Source organism: Butyrivibrio fibrisolvens (assembly GCF_037113525.1).
GTDB classification, from domain to species: domain Bacteria; phylum Bacillota; class Clostridia; order Lachnospirales; family Lachnospiraceae; genus Butyrivibrio; species Butyrivibrio fibrisolvens.
Genome location: NZ_CP146963.1, coordinates 1,712,540 through 1,731,871, shown reverse-complemented (window position 1 = coordinate 1,731,871; position 19,332 = coordinate 1,712,540). Strand labels below are relative to the sequence as shown.

11 protein-coding genes and 1 tRNA gene are annotated in these 19,332 nt (G+C 39.7%); all 12 read right to left on the bottom strand.

Annotated elements, in window-relative coordinates; all coding sequences use genetic code 11:
- Positions 1 to 12: 12 nt before the first annotated feature.
- Positions 13 to 3,603 (bottom strand): hypothetical protein, encoded by a 3,591-nt coding sequence (locus WAA20_RS07070; RefSeq protein WP_139263559.1) that lies wholly within the window; start codon positions 3,601 to 3,603, stop codon positions 13 to 15.
- 216 nt (positions 3,604 to 3,819) lie between these two features.
- Positions 3,820 to 3,892, bottom strand: a tRNA-Thr gene (locus tag WAA20_RS07065).
- 106 nt (positions 3,893 to 3,998) lie between these two features.
- On the bottom strand, positions 3,999 to 5,012 hold the full coding sequence (locus tag WAA20_RS07060; RefSeq protein WP_081373597.1) for a mechanosensitive ion channel family protein: 1,014 nt from the start codon (positions 5,010 to 5,012) through the stop codon (positions 3,999 to 4,001).
- A gap of 44 nt (positions 5,013 to 5,056) precedes the next feature.
- The gene (gene glgB / locus WAA20_RS07055) at positions 5,057 to 7,624 is read right to left on the bottom strand and encodes a 1,4-alpha-glucan branching enzyme (protein ID WP_073384518.1); all 2,568 of its coding nucleotides are present in this window, start codon (positions 7,622 to 7,624) and stop codon (positions 5,057 to 5,059) included.
- A gap of 129 nt (positions 7,625 to 7,753) precedes the next feature.
- A complete protein-coding gene (locus WAA20_RS07050; RefSeq protein ID WP_081373598.1) occupies positions 7,754 to 9,253 on the bottom strand; it encodes a L,D-transpeptidase family protein in 1,500 nt (499 codons plus the stop codon).
- A 128-nt stretch (positions 9,254 to 9,381) separates the two neighbouring features.
- Positions 9,382 to 11,055, bottom strand: a complete 1,674-nt coding sequence (gene ilvB, locus WAA20_RS07045; RefSeq protein WP_073384521.1) for a biosynthetic-type acetolactate synthase large subunit — start codon at positions 11,053 to 11,055, stop codon at positions 9,382 to 9,384.
- 121 nt (positions 11,056 to 11,176) lie between these two features.
- Positions 11,177 to 12,850 (bottom strand): dihydroxy-acid dehydratase, encoded by a 1,674-nt coding sequence (ilvD, locus tag WAA20_RS07040; protein WP_073384523.1) that lies wholly within the window; start codon positions 12,848 to 12,850, stop codon positions 11,177 to 11,179.
- Positions 12,851 to 12,944: 94 nt separating this feature from the next.
- Positions 12,945 to 14,540, bottom strand: coding sequence for a hypothetical protein (locus tag WAA20_RS07035; protein WP_073384525.1), 1,596 nt, complete (start codon positions 14,538 to 14,540; stop codon positions 12,945 to 12,947).
- Positions 14,541 to 14,564: 24 nt separating this feature from the next.
- Positions 14,565 to 15,659, bottom strand: coding sequence for a 3-isopropylmalate dehydrogenase (gene leuB / locus WAA20_RS07030; RefSeq protein ID WP_073384526.1), 1,095 nt, complete (start codon positions 15,657 to 15,659; stop codon positions 14,565 to 14,567).
- Between the two features lie 358 nt (positions 15,660 to 16,017).
- Positions 16,018 to 16,365, bottom strand: coding sequence for a preprotein translocase subunit YajC (yajC, locus tag WAA20_RS07025; RefSeq protein WP_073385009.1), 348 nt, complete (start codon positions 16,363 to 16,365; stop codon positions 16,018 to 16,020).
- Positions 16,366 to 16,626: 261 nt separating this feature from the next.
- Positions 16,627 to 17,808, bottom strand: a complete 1,182-nt coding sequence (gene tgt / locus WAA20_RS07020) for a tRNA guanosine(34) transglycosylase Tgt (RefSeq protein ID WP_073384528.1) — start codon at positions 17,806 to 17,808, stop codon at positions 16,627 to 16,629.
- Between the two features lie 151 nt (positions 17,809 to 17,959).
- Positions 17,960 to 19,114, bottom strand: a complete 1,155-nt coding sequence (locus WAA20_RS07015) for a D-alanyl-D-alanine carboxypeptidase family protein (protein WP_242951126.1) — start codon at positions 19,112 to 19,114, stop codon at positions 17,960 to 17,962.
- Positions 19,115 to 19,332: the final 218 nt, after the last annotated feature.

Genomic DNA, 19,332 nt, shown 5'->3' with positions numbered 1-19,332 from the left:
TACTAGCCCTCCTTAATTGAGAAAAATATCATTTGCTGGTTTTTCATCATAAAAATAATCTTCGTCGCCTACTGTATCCCATTTATAATCATCATCATAATTATCATATATATTTTGATAAGCGATTATTTCATCAGGCTCTACATCCTCCCATGTATAGTTATAATCATCATTTATATTATGTCCAGTAAATACAAAATATAATTTAGCATAATAAGCGGCATCAGCTTTTTTATTTTTAAAATCAGTTTTGATTCCGTCTGCAATATTGTTACTAGTTGTATCTTCTGTATTAATATCTCCATCTGTCAAAGCAGAATAACCATTTGCTATAACCATTGCCTGCCGTAATGCCGCATTTGCATTCTGCGCTATTATAGCACTAATTCCGCCGGCATATATAGAATCCTCACTTGAACCTCCCGGACCGTATCCAATATATGACCCATAAAAAATCGTCATTAAATCATCTGAGGGTTTATCTGAGGATGTCGATAATATATTAGCTAATCCATAACAACTTGTTGCCAAAGTATATGCTATTCCAATTTCCTTAGTGGCAAAACATAAAGCTAATGATATTGCAGTTGATATTGCCAAGTCTAATAAAGGATCACTCTCAACATGCTCATAATACGCTACCTTAGTCTTCTCATTCGGTATCTTTGATCCATCAAAAACACCACAACCAAAATCTATTATTGTTTCGTTTTCGCCTGTATTTAAATTGGTAATTGTTATATCAGAAAAAAGAGTTGCATCATTCATTTTACTATTATTAAGTTTCAGATTATCAACCTGAATACTCAGTTCTTGATTATTTTTATTTATCAGATTTCTAAATGTTTCAAGTAACACAGTTACTTGTGAGCTAATATCAAAAGAAATAATATCCTCTTTTAATCCATCAATATCGTTATTCAAACAATCTTCTACCATATCTTTAGTTTCTATTAAAAACATATCAGCTATTCCGTTAGCTATTATTATATCGAGATAATCCTTTCGATAATCAGAATCTGAATATATACAATCTTCTTCATCTTTACATAGTAAGCTGTTTAACATATTTTCAAAAATACTATCTTTTAAATTGCGTTCTGTTTGTTCTACATTAATTTTTCCTGAATCATTATCATAAACTATATTACTCTTGAGTAATTGCTTAGCATATTTAAATAGAGCCGCATCTCCTGTAGCTGATATTTTGTTAGGATCAGTTTCATCAAACACCACGTTAAAAGGATTATCAGTATTATTTGCTAACGAGATTGGTATAGATGCCTCCGCCAATTTTTTTACCATTTCTAAATCATAATCAGTACAAATCAGCTTTAAAAAATCATTTAAATCATCAGCACTATATTCACCATCAGAATTTTTAAATACATTTGTTTTTAGATTATACATATTTATCTGCTCTGTTATATCTGCAGATGTAATACTGGATGTAAAAGGTCGTTCTACATCTCCTGAATAATATGAAAATTTATAATGACCGTCTTCTGTAAATGTTACGTCAAAGCAGTTATCTATAGTTTTATATAGATAATCATGTTTAAAATCTCTTCTATTAGCAACTCTAACTAATGTCCAATATGCTTCTCCATTTTTGTTTTTATCTATAGTACTATATATAGTTCCTAGAGCCATTGTATTCATTGTATAGCTAGGCATATCACCCTCATATCCTAAATCACCCGGATTAACATCTATAACAAAATGATCAACAAAGGTTTCTAGAATATCTTCATTCCCTGAATTAGAAATAGAATCCACCCAAATATGTCCGAGATTAGTTGCCCTTGCAGAATCCCAATTATTATCATCATCTGGAGTCGCTTCTATATATGCGCAAAGCTTATCTTTGTCTTTTGAATCAATCCAATAATCTATGACATATGATGGTGTATCGTCTAAAATAGAATGAGCAGATGTTGCTACAACTATATTTTTTCCATTTTGTTCATCGTAAGAAAACTGTATTTGATGATCATCATTTAACGTCGCTTTCATGTTCCCTATATAAGCTTCAGTACCCCAGGGATCTATTGCTACATAATAATTACCAGATGCTTTTTTTAATTCTTCCAGTGAGTCTCTTATTTCATTATTGTCAGACTTTGGAAAGCTATTATATATAGCGTCTAAAGCATCTGCATTCATCGTAAAAGTATGTATTTGTAAACTTCCTGTGCCATTGTACGGCTTAGAGTCTTCAGAAACAATTTGGAAATGCCTTGCAAAATTTTCAGCAACTTCAGTGTTTCCACTTTGAAGTGACCACTCATATATAGCAGCAAGATTAGCAGCTTTATACTCATCCCACTGATCAACATTCTGAGATGTTTCCTCTATATATTCATTCATAGATTCAGTATCGCCTGTTTCAACCCATTCCTGCACTTGCTCCGGAGTTGCTCCACCACCTGCAATAGTTACATCATTTAATTCAGCACTAGTATAGACTGCATTATTATTCTGCCCCGGTTTTGTTCCAGACGATTCCGATTTACTATCTTTTTCTTCGTTACCCAATCTGTCAAATGGATTTCCATATTTATCCGTTATCTTTTCTACAAGTGTTCTTCCAAAATCTGTACCTGCAGCTGTAGACTTATGGCCTTTATATGATTCAAGTATAGAATCTATCTGCTCTTTAGTGTATCCCATTTCAAAAAGGACTGCTTTTTTCTTCTCTTCCGGAAGGGTAATAAATGCCATGCCAAGATCCTCTTCTGATAATCCGGATACATCTATATCCTTCTTGTCAAAGAGCATTGCAAGTATATTTTCAAGCTGGGCGTCACTTAACTTGCTGCCTATATCTATGGAGTTGTGTTCTTCGAGAGTATTTATGATATCCCCGCCTTGCATATGGATGGTGTCTTCTCCAAGAAGGCAGGATGGATCGAACGGTTTTTCAACAGTTTCAGGAACTGCAGCAAGGAGTTCTTTGGATAGTGTACTATCCAGTTCATTAACTTTGGCTTCGTATTTAGTCAAATCTTCATTAAAGTTCCTGGTATAATCTTCAACGTCCTGTGCCTGTTCTATGATAGGCTGAGTATAAGATGTATAATTGAATTTTGCTTCAGGGGTCTCTAATTGTGACAGTATGTCTGCTACTTCTTTAATGCGGTTTTTGAGATTAGCTGCGTTCTGGCCGGCATTAGCCATATTATGCTTTAGTTCTGCGCAGCTGCCCGGGTCACAGAGAAGATCTCCACTACAAGGAGACTGATTACCTTCAGACGGTTCCCCTCCTTTGAAAATTTTCGGAAAATCGTTGCAGTAGTTCTTGGCTTCATATGCTTTCTTCTGAGCCTTCTTAATCGCTTCGTTGCTAGCATCGATGTGCTTCCAGGTTTCCGGCATTTCTTTGTACACAAGATCTCCAAAAAGATCTCTTGCCATGTCGCCATCTTCACCTTCCCAGACTTCTTCAGCCATGGAGTTAAGGTCCTCTCTGGCCTTACTGATAACATCTTCTGTAACATTCATTGCTATCTCGTACTGTTCTCTGACTTCTTCAAGCTGATCGAGATTGATTTTAATTCTTCCCATTCTTTTTTCATGCTCCTTGCTTATAATTATTATCATTCTCGAACTATATGTTCAAGAATGATAATATATTTTTGATATATATTTTTTTAGAATTATCCCATTTTCATATACCTCAATAATTGTACTATTGTACTATTACCATATTTTCAAGTAACCAAATCCGACGAATGACATTTTTATCTGACGATTCAGATATTGTGCAAAAAAATGCAAAAAATACCAGCTACATCCAAAAGATGTAACTGGTATCCAAGCTGGAAAAGGGACTCGAACCCTCGACCTACTGATTACGAATCAGTTGCGCTACCAACTGCGCCATTCCAGCAACTCATATTTTTTCGATACGCATAAATTCAGCGAACCGACAAAAATCATTATACTAGCAGGAATATTCTTTTTCAAGACTGTATTTACGCTAAGCGCATATGTTTTCACCCCTGCTTCATGTGCACATCGATCTGATTGAATGGAATCTCAATGCCCGCTTCATCAAGCGCATTCTTAACTCTCTCGTTAAGATCCCACTTTGAAGCAATATAGTCGTAAGCCTTAACCCAGCATCTAAGCTGCATCTCGATACAACTATCCTTAAAGTCGTTAACCACAACCAGCATCTCGCGATCCTTAAGAGCATACTTACTGGAATTCATTGCTCCCTCAAGAACAGTCCTTGCCTTATTGATACTCTCACTGTAAGGAATACCGACAAATACCTGCAAAAGTCTTACCTTATTGCCTGTAGAATTGGTAAGAGATGTATTGGAAAGCTCACCATTGGGAATTATGATCACTCTGTTATCCGGAGTAATAAGCTTGGTTGTAAAAAGAGATATCTCTTTAACCGTACCCTCATGCTTGTGAGAATCTTCAATAATGTAGTCACCAAGTCTGAATGGCTTAACAAGAAGGATCATAACGCCGCCTGCAAGATTGGACAGTGTGCCCTGAACAGCAAGACCGATAGCAACACCGGCAGATCCAAGTAAAGCTACCATACTTGCAGAATTAAAGCCAAGTGATGTAGCAACGATGACTATTCCGACAAGCTTCAGTCCAACTTCTATAAACTTGCAGACAAAGTGGATAATGCTCTCATCTGTCCTTGCCTTCTCCATAGACTTACGAACAGCCTTAACTATAAGGTTCGCAAGTTTCCAGCAAACAAGAAGGAGGATGAAAGCAATTAATATTTTCACTCCCAAATTAAGAGCCTTGTCAGGAAGCTCAGCCATGAATTTTTCTATGGCGCTGGGATCCACTTCTGATCCCGAGAGCATTGACAAGGTCTCTGCTGCTGTCTCCGTGGCCGGTAATATATTAATTTCCTCTGCAGCCTCCTGAGTTGAAGTAAGTGTCGAAGCCGAAGCTGCTGATGACGCAGTAGAAACTGCACTCATAGTAAGTGCAGTTCCTACGAATCTGTTAAACAAAACATCTAAACCCATATCAAGTAATACCTATTGCCTTTATATCTTTTTATTTTAATCCGTCAGGACTTATCTCCTGTAGGTTTTTTCTTACCGCCTTTTGCGGAGGATTTCCCTTTAGCCGAAGTCTTCTTAGGTGCAGCCTTCTTTACTTCTTTTCCCTCAGGAAATTTAGTAATAGAGCTCTTCTTAGAAGCAGCCTTAGCCGGCTTTTTAGCAGCATCCTTAGAAGTTTCAGAAAGCTTTTCGATAGCTGCATCAGAAACTATGGCAAAGATTCTTTCTTCCTCGATCTTGTCATACTTTTCTTCAATAGCCTTCTGCTGCTGAGCAAGTTCCTTCTCGTACTTAGCCTTGAGCTCTGCAAGCATCTTAGCTTCTTCCTTCTCATGCTTACTAAGGAGAAGTGATCTGCTCTTCTCCTGCTCAGCTATCTTCTTCTCGTGAGCCTCTTCTCTTATCTTGCGGATTTTCTTTTCCTTGTCAGTGTAAGGTATATATGAAAACACTGCAAGTGAAAGAGGAGCAAGTCTTACAGGAACGCTGTACTTACGGCCATCTGCCTCAATAAGGTCAGCTTCGATCTTCCTGTCGTTTATTACACCACTTCCGCCAAAGTCCTTGGCATCAGTGTTAAGGATCTCTTCATAGCGCCCATCGTGGTTAACGCCAACTCGCAGCTCTCTTTCAACACCCGCCATGTTCATAACAACAAGGAGCTCTTCCTCATCCTTACTGCTCTTTCTGACAAAAGCGAGCATGCACAGATCTGCTGCCATGGAATTGATCCACTCAAAGCCGTCTGTTACATCATCAAGCTCGTAAAGTGCCGGATGTTCGAAATACATCATGTTGAGCTTATAAATGAAGTTCTCCATCTGAAGACCGCGCTCCATGGATACTGCATTTCTTCCATGATAGAGCATCTTTTTACCAGGATGAACCATCAGATAAGCAATCGTCAGTCTGACATTGGACTCTTTCTGATCATCATCGCCCGGCATCATCTCCTTAAGAGCAGGATATCCGCCAACATCTTCGTGTGACAGAGCGAGAATGAACTTCTCTGTATATGAATACATCATTGAGAAGGTAAGCTCGTTATGATGCTGACCTCTGAAAAGAGGATCATACTTCATATACTCAAGGCAGTCATGAGACCAGCCATTGTTCCACTTATAGTCAAAGCCAAGTCCGCCTTCTTCAACTGTGTCAGTAAGATGTGGCCAGCATGCGGTCTCTTTTGTTATAAGAAGGACTCCCTGATCAAACTGATTGATCTTCTGAGTCAGCTCACGCATGAATTCAACAGCCTCAAGGTTCTCATATCCGCCGTAGATATTAGGAGTCCATTCACCCGGCTTTCTGTCGTAGTCAAGGTACAGAACCTTTGAGATATCTGTTATACGTAAACCATCAATATGGAATTCTTTCAAAAGATATAAAGCATTAGCATACAGGAAATTGGTTACCTGCTTGCGTCCATAGTCAAATATAAGACGGTGTGTTCCAGGCTGTGTGCCCTTACCCGGATCCTCATACTCGTACAGAGCATGGCCATCGAAATAAGAAAGACCATAATCTCTTCTTGGGAAATAAGTTGCTGTCCAGTCAAGGATCACACGTATCCCTTCCTTGTGACATGCATCGATAAATCCCATAAATTCTGCAGCAGTTCCATATTCGCCCTTAATAGCATAGAAACTGTTAACATCGAATTTATGAACTTCATCATGCTCACATACAGGCAGAAGCTCTATCGCATTAAAGCCATTAGCTTTTACATAATGGATAACGCGAGATGCAAGCGCTGCATAAGTCACTGTTTCATCATCTTCAAAAGCCGTCTGAGCAAATCCGTCCAAAGAAAGCTCACATATTGAAAGTGCACTTCCTGTTTTGTCATATGTCTTACGCTGAGTCATCCATGCCTTATCACTCCACTTATATGAAGCAGGCGCAGATACTACTGAAACCTCAGCCTTATAATCCTTTGTTCTCAGTGCATAAGGGTCAGGACGAAGGAAAATCTCTCCTCCTCTTGTCTTACATTCAAACTGATATTCCTCTCCTTCAGCTACATCAGGAATGAAAAGTTCGTATACTCCGCTCTCATCAACCCTGCGCATCTGATGGATACGGCCATCCCAGCTGTTAAAATCGCCAATTACAGATACTCTTGCTGCATCAGGTGCCCACACAGCAAAATTAACACCCTTTACTCCATCTCTCTCCATTACATGAGCACCGAGCTTTTCATAAATAGTGTCATGCATTCCGCTGGAGAATTTAATACAATCTTCTCTCGTTATCACAGGTTCATAGATATACGGATCATGCAGCACAGTCTCCTGTCCGCTCTGATCTACAAGTACATAGTGATAAGAAAAATTAGCCTTATATGGCAAAAGAGCTGCATAAAATCCTGCATCATCCTCAAGTTCCATTTTGTAAGTCTTACCATCAGATGAAACTACTTTGATCTCTGCATAATCAGGACGAAAAGTCTGAATCAGGATCTGATTTCCAACCTTATGTGCTCCAAGGATCCTATGTGGATCGTGTCCGTCTGAATAGATAATTTCCTCAATTTCCGGCCAGTTCATCAACTTATAAAGTCTGTTGCTCACGTGGGCTCCCTCCGTTTCAACTTCTTTAAATTTTAGTGCTGAATAAAACTATCTTACCTCTTTGAAACCTTTACCAATTCAATTTCTTATATATCTTATCACATAACCATGCATTGTGCGATGTTTCAATTAGTATATAATTACGGGCGTGCCTACTTCTACATAACCATACAATTCCTCAGCCTTCTCCGTAGGCAGGTTTATGCATCCGTGAGATCCTTCATCAAGGTATATATCTCCTCCAAACTCATCACGCCAGCTGGCATCATGAATTCCCACGCCCTTATAAACAGGCATCCAGAATTTGACAAAAGACACATAGCCCCTGCCCCTTAAATACCTGTTCTTGGCTTTGCCATAGACATAGTAAACACCTGTAGGCGTATCCCTGCCTCTTGCCACATTACCTGTAACTATATCGCAGTTAAGGATCAGCACACCGTCCTGATAATAATACAGATGCTGATCACTTATACTTATCTCAATATAAGTGTTGCCGATATCATCCGTTCCCTGCTTTGCCGCAAGCTGTTCATAGGAAGGTTCATGAATCTCTTCTGTTCCGCTTAAAAGGCTTTCGATAAGATAATCGAATTCCTTGGTAGAGTCGATCTTGTTACCATAAGTACCACCGGCAACCTTGATAGTCTTACCTGCATAGTTAACAAAAGATCTTTCGCCTCCAACCGTATTAAACTGCCCGCAAAGCTCGTTCACGCTTTCATATAATGATGATTCACTAAGAAGGAGATTTCCTTTAGAATCTACTACGAATCCATTTTCAATATGATATTCTTTGGGAAAAGAAACTTCTTCTCCTCCGCAGATAAAGTATCCGCTTCCAGGCTGATTCTTCTTAGGCTTCTGTGTGGACATATCCTGAGCCTGCGCCTGCGTCACGATAGCATCTCCTACAAAAGAGCCATCTATTTCGATTTCCTGACTTCCAAACTTGTAGGTTATACCAGTATCCTGAATATCACTTATCTTTTCATAAGTCTTTTTGACAGACTTCATCTCATTAGTAAGTTCGAGGTCTTTATAGCAGGATTCAAAGTCAGTCAGATTAATCTGTCCAAGGCCGCTTCTTATTGCAATTCCAACCTGATTTATGATCTCGTCATAAACAGGTACGTCTCCCATTGTATCAATAAGCTGATAGCCTTCATCTACAACGTTTACTATTTCAATACCTCTATTTTCATCCTTAAGATCAAAACAGGACCACTTGGAGACTATTCTCTCAAGCGCATCTTCTTCAAATGAAATTTCAGGAACCATGGTAACTTCTTTTCCATTGACCATGTAATAGATCCACGAGATAACATTCTGGTTATCAAAGGCGGTCTGCAAAGAAAGCGTGAAGTCTGCTTTAACTCCTATATCCGAAGCCTTCACTTCATATCTCTTACCGTCCTTATCAACAACGACAAGGTCTCTGGATTCATATTCACTGTTTAGGATCTCAGCAGCCTGACTTACACTAAGCCCTGTTATATAATGTCCCCTTGCCCATGTTCCTAAAACAAAACGGTCGTGATAATAGACTGCCAAGGCCATATAGACCAAAGCCGCCATTACCACGATCCCTATTAGTATACCACTCAGCCACTTAATTATAGTTTTCATATACTCATGATACCACAATTAAAATAAAATGATTACTTATTTTTATCGTAATATCAACCTCATTATTAGCATATTTGCGTTTAGGCTATACAAAGTAGCCCAAACGCAAATGCTAAATGTTTTTTATTTTAGTCCTCTACGTCGCTTGCATCGAATACTTCTGTAAGAGGCTTTCCTGCAGGAACCATAGGATAAACCTTATCGTCCTTTTCGATAACAACGTCAATTACTACAGGTCCGCCTGCATTTATAGCTTCTTTGATAGCAGGTGCAACCTCTGACTTTTTAGTTACGCGAATGGCCTTACATCCAAGTCCTTCTGCAACCTTGCAATAATCAACCTTATCTGTGAGAACAGTCTGGGAATAACGCTGTCCATAGAAGAGGTTCTGCCACTGACGTACCATTCCAAGTACCTGGTTATTAACAATGATCTCGATGATAGGAATGTTGTATCTGCTGGCTGTTGCAAGTTCGTTCATGTTCATTCTAAAACATCCGTCACCTGCCACGTTAACGCAGATCTTATCAGGGTTACCCATCTTGGCACCAATCACCGCACCAAGGCCGTATCCCATTGTTCCAAGACCGCCGCTTGAAAGGAATGTTCTTGGATTTTTATACTTATAATATTGTGCTGCCCACATCTGATGCTGACCAACATCTGTTGTGATGATGGCATTTCCCTTAGTTGCCTTATCAAGCTCTTCTATTACATAAGGGCATGTAAGCTTATTCTTGTCATAGGAAAGCGGGAACTCTTTTTCCATCTCTTCGATCTCAGAGATCCACTCCTCATGCTTCATTGGCTTAAGCACTTCAAGAAGATCTGTAAGGATGTCTTTAAGATCGCCAACTATGGAAGCATCTGTCTTGATATTCTTATTGATCTCAGCAGCATCGATATCGAACTGAACGATCTTGGCACTCTTGGCAAATGCCTTTGGATTACCGATAACACGGTCTGAGAATCTTGCACCGCAGGTAAGAAGAAGGTCGCACTTACTAACTCCATAGTTGGAAGTCTTGGTTCCATGCATACCTATCATTCCTGTATAAAGCTCATTTGTTCCATCGAAAGCGCCTTTGCCCATAAGGGTATCACATACAGGTGCCTGAATAGTTTCAGCGAGCTTTCTTACTTCCTTGTGTGCTCCTGAGATGATAGCACCACCGCCCACATAGATAAATGGACGCTTTGACTTTGCTATCATGGCAGCAACTTTTTCTACATCTTCTTTGGTATAGCTCTTCTTAGGCTTTGGATCAGCTATCTGAGCCGGTGTATAATCGCACTTTGCAGCTGTAACATCCTTGGTGATATCAACTACAACAGGTCCGGGACGTCCTGATCTTGCGATCTCGAACGCTCTTCTAAGAGTATCAGCAAGATTCTTAACATCCTTAACGATAAATCCATGCTTGGTAATAGGCATTGTGATACCGTTGATATCAACCTCCTGGAAAGAGTCCTTACCAAGGGCCGGAAGGTTAACGTTACATGTGATAGCAACCATAGGTACGCTGTCCATGTATGCTGTTGCTATACCTGTTACAAGATTAGTTGAGCCTGGGCCTGATGTTGCCATACATACGCCAACCTTACCTGTAGATCTTGCATATCCGTCAGCAGCATGTGCAGCACCCTGCTCATGGCTTGTCAGGATATGGTGAAACTCATCAGAATGTTTATACAGCTCGTCGTAAATATTAAGGATTGTTCCACCCGGGTAACCGAACACTGTATCTACACCCTGCTCCTTAAGACATTTAAGAACGATTTCTGCACCATTTAAGACCATTTTTTCCTACTCCTCATTACTATTTTTCTATATATCGATTACAGGATGCATTTCTATGTACAGATTACAGGATGTAATTAAGTACATGTTCAGAAATGCATGGATGCATTTCTATGTACATTTAATCTATATCCGGAACCTTAAGGATAGCTCCTGTATTACCGCTTGTTACGAGCTTCTGGTAGCGTGCAAGATAGCCGTCTGTGATCTTAGGCGCTCTTGGCTTCCATGCAGCTTTTCTCTTAGCAAGCTCTTCATCAGATACTTTCATGTTAAGAGTATTGTTGTTGATATCGATGGAGATGATATCGCCCTCTTCTACAAGTGCGATAGGTCCGCCAACTGCAGCTTCAGGAGATACATGTCCGATTGAAGCTCCGCGGCTTGCTCCTGAGAATCTACCATCTGTGATAAGAGCAACTGTAGAACCAAGTCCCATACCTGCAATAGCAGATGTAGGATTGAGCATCTCTCTCATTCCAGGACCGCCCTTAGGTCCTTCATATCTTATAACAACAACGTCTCCGTCTTTGATCTTACCGCCAAGGATTGCTGCGATAGCATCCTCTTCGCAGTCGAATACTCTTGCAGGACCTTCATGAGCCATCATTTCAGGTGCAACAGCAGATCTCTTTACGATACCTGTATCAGGTGCAAGATTACCCTTAAGTACAGCAATACCACCATTTGGAAGATATGGATTCTCGATAGGCCTGATTACTTCAGGGTTAAGGTTTTCTACGCCCTCAAGGTTTTCAGCAACAGTCTTGCCTGTGCAGGTAATAAGATCTGTGTGAAGAAGGTTCTTCTTGGTAAGCTCCTTCATAACTGCATATACGCCGCCTGCTTCGTTAAGGTCTTCCATATATGTAGGACCTGCAGGAGCAAGGTGACACAGGTTAGGAGTTCTGTCAGAGATCTCGTTGGCATATTCCATGTTGATCTCAACGCCTGCTTCGTGAGCGATAGCAGGGATATGAAGCATTGTATTTGTAGAGCATCCAAGTGCCATGTCCATTGCAAGGGCATTCTCGAAAGCTTCTTTAGTCATGATATCTCTTGGCTTAATATCTTTTTCTAAAAGCTCCATGATCTTGTAGCCGGCTTTCTTAGCAAGACGGATTCTTGCTGAGTATACAGCAGGTATAGTTCCGTTACCTCTAAGGCCCATACCGATAGCTTCTGTTACGCAGTTCATGGAGTTAGCCGTGTACATACCTGAACAGCTTCCGCATGTAGGACAAACCTTCTCTTCATACTCAAGAAGCTTTTCATTAGTGATCTTGCCGGCAGTAACTTCTCCGACAGCTTCGAACATGGAAGAAAGAGATCTCTTACGTCCATCAACATGTCCTGCAAGCATAGGTCCACCGGAAACGAAGATCGTAGGTATATTGCAGCGTGCCGCAGCCATTAAAAGGCCTGGTACGTTCTTATCACAGTTAGGGATCATGACCATAGCATCAAAACCATGAGCCTTGCACAGACATTCTGTAGAGTCTGCGATAAGATCTCTTGTAACAAGAGAATACTTCATTCCGATATGTCCCATTGCGATACCGTCACATACAGCAATTGCAGGAACAACTACAGGCATACCGCCTGCTTCAGCTACGCCGAGCTTAACAGCTTCAGCTATTCTCTGAAGTTCCATGTGGCCGGGAATAATATCACTCTGTGAACAAACAATACCGATAAGTGGTTTTCTTCTCTCTTCTTCAGTAAATCCAAGTGCATTAAACAAACTTCTGTGAGGTGCCTGCTGCAGGCCTCTTAAAACTCTGTCACTGTTCATAGTCTCATCTCCTGTTTCTTAATAATACCTTTTATTAACTGGTTCTTATCATAGTCTTATCACAAATAACTTTTGACTATTATGCCATTTGTATTTATTTTGTGAAAATAATATAAGTGCTATTTTCATATGTCCTGTGCAGACTTCTTATGTTATCCGGCAATGGAAAACTTGTATCGTTATACTCATCTCTTCTTATCAGAAGATAATCTGCATCTTCCATTTTTTCAGAAGGATCAACATCATACATGAATTCCATCACATACTTCTGAAGTGTATCAGTTACCACAGGTTCATCATATCCTGAAGGATCTACCATAATAAGCGCTTTGTAGGTCTCATCTATTTCCATATCATATGGGGCAAAAAAGGTATTGCCAAACACTCCGATAAAGAAATAAACAACAGCCATAATAAGCGGCAGACCGTAAGTCAGAGGCGGGAATTCAAACTTCTTAATGGTAATGATAAAGTTATTTATAACAAAGCTTACCGCCATCGCCATAATAACTCCCATGAACATATATGATTCATAGGAAGGAACTTTTTTTACAAAAGTAAGTAAAAATGGAAGCCAGAACATCTGTCCAAGTATGATAAGTCTTATACAGGTCCTGCTTTCCTCAAAATACAGAATACATCCGGTCAGCATTACAAATATGGCTATAAAGCATATCACCATAAGTACATGAGCAAATCCCGGTGTAAAGCTTTCTGAGAAGTTAAAAATAAAGTGATACCATCTGATAATATATCTGTCTCCTTCAGGTCTTATCATCCCAAAGGATTTTGTAAGGAGCTTTATACCTTCAACAAAGGCCTTGACAGGATCACTTGAAATGATCTGTCTTCTTGAAAGACCTTCATAACCACCTCCGGCAAGAAGGATCGCAGCTCCGCTTCCAAGTATATTTATGGTATATAGTACAGCTGCAACAGCAAATCCTACGATCGCGCATATCAGGATGTTGAAAAGCTGCATGAAATAGACATTATTTCTTATAGTTCCGCTTACTTTTCTGGTCCTTAGTCCATTGATGAAAAGGTAAAGCCATGCTGAAAGGCACATTGGAATGATCCAGTTGATATTCCACAGATGGACATAAAGTGCGCTTATAAATATGATTACGAGGTAAGCATACTGAATATTACTAAAACTCTCTGTAAGTGTAAGTCTTCCAAACAAATATACTGATAAAAGGAATAATGTTACTGATAATGTATATCCCCTCCCCTGTATATTTAAGATATTTACAAGTTCAAAACCGCTGTAGGTAACAATAGTTGCAAAAGGAATCCAGTGTGTAAAATATCTTTTTGAAAGCCTGTACAAAAGGATCATATTTGATGAGGCACACAAACAGGATATTCCTCGCATTACCATAAACTTGGGTAATCCTGCCACATTTAGAAGTGATGCCAGAAAGTTATAACCTATATGATTGCCTTCTGCAGACCAGTGAGTTGCTGTATATAAGGGGCCTTTACTAATGAAATAAAAGTAATCATGGAGTTCTTCATAGGAAGGTGTTATATAAAACATCCTCCACACAAAGTATAAAAACATTACTATTACAGCCAGCACAGCCGCCATATCCTGGGGATCCTCAGATATATGAACCCGCGGTGGTCTGTAGTGGATCCTACTGATCACAAGCCCCTTGTCTGCATTCTTTTCTTTTTTAATCATCCCGTCAAATCACTAAATCATTAACTACTTAATCTCTGCAGCGATGACATCTCCCATTTTTGAACAGGACAGGATCATATCTGAGGGAGTCTCCTCGTTCTTAAGATCGCCTGTTCTATACCCTTTTTTCAAGATATCCTTAACTGCTGTTTCTATAGAGTCAGCCTCTTTATCAAGGCCGAATGTATAGCGCAGCATCATAGCCGCAGAAAGAATCGTAGCTATAGGATTAGCTATATCCTTTCCCGCAATATCAGGAGCAGATCCGCCGCTTGGCTCGTAAAGTCCAAAGCTCGTCTCGTTAAGAGATGCAGAAGGAAGCATTCCTATTGAACCTGTTATCATACTTGCTTCGTCTGAAAGGATATCTCCAAACATATTCTCTGTAAGTACCACATCAAACTGTGCAGGATCCTTTACAAGCTGCATTGCGCAGTTATCAACAAGCATGAACGAAAGCTCTACTTCAGGATAGTTTTCTGAAACCCTTGTAACAACCTTTCTCCAAAGTCTTGAAGAATCAAGTACATTGGCCTTGTCAACGCAGGTAACTTTCTTTCTTCTCTTCATTGCAACATCAAATGCCCTGATAGCAATTCGTTCTATTTCTTTTTCTGAATAAACAAGTGTATCTGTAGCAACTTCCTGACCATCGATCTCTTCAGTCTTCCTGTCTCCAAAATACAGGCCGCCTGTAAGTTCACGCATGATCATAAGATCAAAACCTTTTTCACTTATCTGTGTTTTAAGTGGGCATGCATCCTTAAGTTCAGGATACAGATAGGCAGGTCTTAAATTTGCAAAAAGACCAAGTGCCTTACGAATACCAAGAAGCCCTGCTTCAGGCCTCTTTTCCGGTGGAAGTTTATACCATGGAGAGGTGGATGTATTGCCGCCTATGGAGCCCATAAGTACAGCATCTGCAGACTTAGCAGTATCGATGGTTTCCTGAGTAAGAGGAACCCCGTACTTGTCAATTGAACATCCTCCCATAAGTACATCTGTAAAAACGATCTCGTGTTCATATACTTTGGCTACACTGTTTAAAACCTTTTTAGCCTCAGCAACTATTTCCGGTCCTATCCCATCGCCGGGAATGCATGTAATGTTCAGCTTCAATGTTATTTCCCCTTTCCGTCTTCGCAAAAGTTAAGTACCATCTTAGCTTAAAAAAATTCAAAGTACAAGGTGCAGAATTAATGTATCCTTCATGACAACATTAATATCGCACCTATAAACACGATGAAAAATCATCTATTAAATTGTAGCACATCTTCGGTATATAATTCTATTCACGGATACAGGATGTATAGAGTTACGGAACGTAACTCAAGTTACGGAACGTAACTCAGGTTACGGAACGTAACTCAGGTTACGGAACGTAACTCTATACATGTTCATAAATGCATGGATGCATTTATATGTACGAAAAAAGGATGACAGGAAAGCCTAAACTTTCTTACCATCCTTTAAAAAATCAATCCTTTTTCTTCTTGTCAGCCTTAGTTTCTACTGGCTTAACAGCATCTTCAGGCTTCTCGATCTCAACGATTGCTTCCTTAACCATAGGAATACGGCAATTCTTGTTGTTACCAAACTCAACGATTACCATGTTGTCATGGATATCGATTACTGTTCCAACAAATCCACCTGTTGTACGAACACTATCGCCAACAGCAAGTGCTGCCATCATTGCTGCCTTTTCTTTCTCCTGCTTACGCTGAGGTCTGATCATGATGAAATACATGAATGCGAACATTACAACAAGTATGATCAGATAATAGCTCATGCCAAGAGACTGACCCTCTACAGCAGTACCAACCATCTTAAACACATCTGAATACATTTAGTTTTCCTCCGGAATCCTCTTTTAATTCTTTATAAGAGCTTCAAAAAAGCTACCTTTAAATGATACACAATAAAAAGTTCACTTACAAGAGCGTATTTTGTTAAAAATTCGTAATAAAAATCGTTCAATTTCACCTTCAATGTAGTTTGAAATTACAAATTTTAAGCTCATATGGACGTGGTGGAGCCTGCTCCGCCACGTCGTAGAGTTTGGAAATATTTATATTTCCAAACTCATTTATCCTTTGCGCCAATTTTTTGCTATATCGCTTCCTGGAGCTGTGCTGAGCTCTTCATACTCAGAAAATCCCTCAATGGTCTTCTTCTTATATTCTGCGAAGTTGCCATTATCAAGTGCATCCCTTATCTCTTCCATCATATTGTTGTAGAAGTACAGATTATGAAGAACGCAAAGTCTCATTCCAAGCATCTCGCCTGACTTAAGAAGGTGACGGATATAACCTCTTGAATAGCGTTTGCAGGCAGGACACTGACAGCCCTCTTCGATAGGATGAGAATCAAGTTCAAAACGTGCATTAAGGAGATTGAGCTTACCTTTCTTTGTATATACGTGGCCGTGACGTCCGTTTCTGCTTGGATATACGCAATCAAAGAAGTCTACGCCTCTTTCTACAGCTTCAAGGATATTGGCAGGTGTACCAACGCCCATAAGGTATGTAGGCTTATCCTGAGGAAGATATGGAACCACTGTATCAAGTACGTGATACATCTCTTCATGAGTCTCACCAACAGCAAGACCTCCTACAGCATAGCCGTCAAGATTCATCTCTGCTATTCTCTTTGCATGCTCGATCCTGATATCATCAAATATCGCGCCCTGATTTATTCCAAAGAGCATCTGGTGCGGATTGACTGTATCAGGAAGAGAATTGAGTCTGTCCATCTCCTTCTTACATCTCTCAAGCCATCTTGTAGTTCTGTCAACTGACATCTGAACATATTCGTGATCAGCTCTTGCAGACGGACACTCATCAAATGCCATGGCAATAGTACTTCCAAGGTGAGACTGGATCCTCATACTCTCTTCAGGTCCCATAAAGAGCTTGTGACCATCTATGTGAGAATGGAAGTATACGCCCTCTTCTCTGATCCTTCTTGTCTTAGCAAGGGAAAAGACCTGAAATCCGCCTGAATCTGTAAGTATAGGCTTATTGCATGACATGAATTTATGAAGACCGCCCATACGATATACATTATCATCGCCGGGACGAAGGTGAAGGTGATAGGTATTACAAAGAACTACCTGATTCTTGATACCTTCGAGATCTTCAGTTGATACAGCTCCCTTTATTGCTGCAACAGTTGCAACATTCATGAATACAGGAGTCTGGATCGTACCATGAACAGTCTGGAATTCGCCTCTTTTGGCGCGGCCTTCTGTTTTTAATAATTTGTACATATAACCTCTTTTCACAACAGCTTATAAATTAAACATTTCAAATGAAAATAAGCTGCATTTTTACAATCAAAAAGCAAAAATATAGGGGCATGCATTCCATGCCCCTAATCATAATATACCATTGAATTTTTTTAGACAAGATTTTTTGTTTTTAGTAAAGATATTCGTCCCAGAACTCTTCCAGGCATATGCCTTCCTCGTACATAACTGTTGCAGCAGCAACTCCGACATATCTGATATGCCATGGCTCGTACTCGATTCCGGTTATTTCTTCTTTACCTTTGAGATAACGGACTACAAATCCGTACTTATACGAATTCTGAGCAAGCCATCTTCCTGCAGCTGTATCTCCAAAGCCCTCATCAAGAGAACAATATCCATCAGTTATGATATCAAGAGCAAGTCCGATCTCATGCTCTGATGAACCTGGAATTGTAACTGCCTGTGATGCCAGTGCATATGACTGCATATAATCATATCCCTGTTCCAGATAGTAATCTACTTTTCTTGCAAAAAGCATCTCCTGACGATTATTGGATCTGTAAGGAGAACATACCACAAGTGAAACTCCATCTCTGGCAGCAGCTTCAAACATCTGCCTTAAAGGTGAAAGGATCCTTTCATCACAAAGCTTGCCACCGCTTGATATCTGCGCGGTCTCAAATTCGTAATTATCAGGAATGGGATGCTGCTTGTTGACCAGCATCAGATTCCAGTCATCTGCTGAAAACTGTTTGTCTTCAGCCTGAGCCTGTTCACAAGTCCCAGACTCTTCATCATATGAAGATAGATCATCAGATGAATCAAGGATCTCTGAGATGCTTATCTGATCGCTCTCTGATACTTCTCCCAGAAGTTCTCCATTTCCGTCATACTTGAGATCTTCTTCCGCATTTTCATTAATACTCTGATCATCTGAAAAGACATTGTCTTGAGATGAATTCTGACTTCCTAAAGAAATCGTTTCTGTATCCTGTAATTTGTCATTGGTAACTTCAGTAGCAATATAATCAGTATCAGAACTGTCATCACTACGGATACTGTCTGATACGAAACTTACATCCATTGGTAAAACGGGATAAGAAAAACTACTTGAAGATACGAAGAACAAAAGGATACATGCAATACTTAGAATACGTTTTCTATTATCATAAAAAGCACTAAACAATGCCGTCACAAAAACAACTGCTGCGACAGCGATGACACCGAAAAAATAGAACTTCCTATTCTTTTTTACGAACTTCCCTATTCGCCGAACTGCTTTCTCCCGAAATGTCGGCTCAAATGAAACATCTTTGTTTTTCATTGCACCCAACTCAGGCTCCCCCTGCATTCTCGGTATATCATACAGATATTATACTACATTTTGGGAATTTTTAAACACTTTTTACAAATTCGACATTCTTTTTTGTTGCAGTACGCATAAATATTATATATAATGCAGTTCAGAACTAGCTTTTATCAGACTGGTTCTACAATAATGGTTTCTTTAACAAAATTCATTCATGAATATATATGCAAAAG